Raw genomic sequence first — 2,658 nt, forward strand, 5'->3', positions numbered from 1 at the left:
GTCGTTGACAGGCTCAAGTCCGGGCGGAATTTGGCAATTGGGGGTGACGCCGTAGCTCAGCCGGCTCGTCTGGTGACGGCTTTCCACAAAGCCGCCTGCTTCCAGCATGTCCATGGCTTGCTGGACATCGTTGGGTTCATACGTGGGTTTCCAGTGAGGGTGAAGCGAGGCCAGCGTCCACCAGCCGCCGGTGGCGCGCAACCGCAACCACAGGGCACGTACATCGTGGGTGATAAGGTCGCCCATGATTGGTCGCGATCTCGCTCAGGCGCTCTGACGACGTTTACGGTTGGGAGTACGGAGGCCCATCCGTGAGGGCGTTGTTGGCGGTCAGCTCGTGTGCCAGTTTGCGCTGGGCCTGATTGCGCTGATGCGGCATGGTGACCGTGATCTTGCGCGTCTGCTGAAAGGCCAGCGCCCGGCTGGYGGGATTGAGGTAACGCGACGGCCAGAGATCCTCGGGCCTTTTGTCGAGGGCGCGTGCCACGAGCTGCTCGGCCGCCAGCCAGGGGCTGGTCAGCACGCGTTGTATGTGGCTGTAACCGTTTTCCATGGCAATTTTTCGAAGACTGGTACCGCGTTTGCGGAGGGCAGCAATGACATCGGCGGGGTGCATATCTTCCTGTGCGGGTGTCGATTTAATTGTGCTCATATCTAATATTTTGAGCACAAAACAGGCCAAGTCAAACATTTTTTTCTGCCTGTTTCAATTTGTGCTACTTTTATTGTATTTTTTACCAATTAAATGAGTGTTATGTTTGCTCATTTTGTGCTGGGGGGAACAAAATAGTGTTCATGAACACAAAAGAAGCAGCATCAGGGGCGGGGGGATCTGGCAAGCTCCAGCACTATTCCTTTACCGCCGTAASGCCGGTCAAGGCGGAAGAGCCCATTGCGTGGTACCTGCATGAGGCCGCAGCAGCCGTCGACAAGGCGGGTGCCAGGTCTGTGCGAACCGAAGCCAGGTCGGTTTTCATGCGCCAGTTTGGCCAGCGCTGCCGCATGGCCCGGGGTACAAGGGAAATCAATGAGGTTGCGGCCACGGTCGGGGTTCACCGCAACACCATCTGGAACATAGAGCGTGGCGACAGCCTGCCGGATGCGTTCGAGCTGGAAGTACTCGCCAGGGAATACCGGTTGACGCCTGGGCAACTACTGGGCCGGGAAGCTCCAGACGAAACCCGGGCTGCTGCGGCAGTGGCGCGCGACGTGCGCGCGGTCGAGACCGGCACGTTTGTCTATGCGCCCCTGTTTGACCTCCGCGCTTCGCCGGGCCGGGATGTATTCAACGACCTTGGGTCGGTCGTGGCGATGCGACCCTTTGATGTGCAGTTCATCCGGTATGACCTGGGCATTGACCATAACGACATTGTCATGTCCACGGTGGCGGGCGCCTCGATGGAGCCGTGGCTGCATTCCAGGGACGCAGTGCTGACTGACTTGCGGGATCGCGATGCCCTGACGGAGGGCGTGCACATGGTACGGCTTGACGGCGCCTTGCTGGTCAAAAAACTGCAGCGCCTGCCCGGCAAGATATTGCGCGTCAGCAGCTACAACCCGGCGTATGAACCGTTTGACATCCAGGGCTACGAAAGTACAGACCGGGATTTTGCCGTGCTTGGCCGCGTGCGCTGGGCCGGCGTGACTTTTAACTGAGCGTAAGTCCCTAGACCGCAACGCAACAGGCGTGCGCCGCGGATGGCATTGCGGCCCCGGATGCAACGTAAACTCGCATTCCATGGACCACCCCACAGCGATCCGGCCTATCCAGGGCGCGCCAGATATCTCGCGCGAGGATTGGGTGGAAATGCGGTTGATCCACATCTTCATGCGGTATGCCCGCCCGGCCCTGCATTCTGCACTGGTCCTGATCGTGTCCATGGTGGTGATTCTCTACCGCCATGTAGACCTGCTCAGTCTGGGCATCTGGGCAACGGCGGCGACGCTGGTGACCCTGGTGCGGTATCGCGTCATCGGCATTTACCAGCGTTCGCTGCTGGGCGTCAGCGGCCCTGCGTTGCGCGCATTCATGGCGCGCTACACGTGGACGTGGCCCATGAGTGCCATGGTCTGGGGTGCGTCGATGTTTGTGTACTTCCTCAAAGCGCCCGTGTATGACCAGTTCCTCGGCATGATCGTCCTGGTCGGAATGGCCGGGTTTGCGGTGGGCACCTTTTCCTCCTGGCTTCCCTGCTTCAAAGGCTATGTGAACGGCCTGGGCATTTCCACCCTGACGGTATTTTTCTACCAGCTGATGCTGGAAAGAGGAATTTCTTCCACGTTCAATACCTGGGGCATGGTGGTGCTGATCGTCATTTACTGGGTGGTCATTCGCGTGTCGGGCCAGCGCTTTCACCAGGTGCAGCGTGCCAACCTCGAACTGCAGTACGACAACTCCGAACTGATCAGATCGTTGACTGAAAAAAGCCGTGCCGCCCTTGAGGCCATCGAGATCAAGAACCGTTTTATCGCCAGCGCCGCGCATGACCTGCGTCAGCCGGTGCATGCCCTGGACCTGTACGCCGGCTGGCTGGCTGCCGAGCCAGAATTCGTGGCGCAGATAGCGCCCAAGATCGTCCGGTCCACCAAGGCGGTCAACGACCTGTTCAACTCCCTCTTCGACCTGGCGGGGCTGGAGTCCAGTCCGCTGCGGGTCAA

At 59.5% G+C, this 2,658-nt stretch carries 3 protein-coding genes and 1 pseudogene; 2 read left to right on the forward strand and 2 right to left on the reverse strand.

Features of this window, described 5'->3' with window-relative positions; translation table 11 throughout:
• Positions 1 to 246: pseudogene (locus AC1DWI_RS19280) on the reverse strand (hypothetical protein); the annotation flags it as partial.
• A 37-nt stretch (positions 247 to 283) separates the two neighbouring features.
• A complete protein-coding gene (locus tag AC1DWI_RS19285) occupies positions 284 to 652 on the reverse strand; it encodes a helix-turn-helix domain-containing protein (RefSeq protein ID WP_477725480.1) in 369 nt (122 codons plus the stop codon).
• Positions 653 to 795: 143 nt separating this feature from the next.
• Here AC1DWI_RS19285 and AC1DWI_RS19290 point away from each other — a divergent pair, with 143 nt between their 5' ends.
• The gene (locus AC1DWI_RS19290; RefSeq protein WP_477725481.1) at positions 796 to 1,656 is read left to right on the forward strand and encodes an XRE family transcriptional regulator; all 861 of its coding nucleotides are present in this window, start codon (positions 796 to 798) and stop codon (positions 1,654 to 1,656) included.
• Positions 1,657 to 1,738: 82 nt separating this feature from the next.
• On the forward strand, positions 1,739 to 2,658 hold a 920-nt coding region (locus tag AC1DWI_RS19295; protein WP_477725482.1), incomplete at its 3' end, for a sensor histidine kinase.

It is taken from the genome of Polaromonas sp. P3_C2, assembly GCF_056402675.1.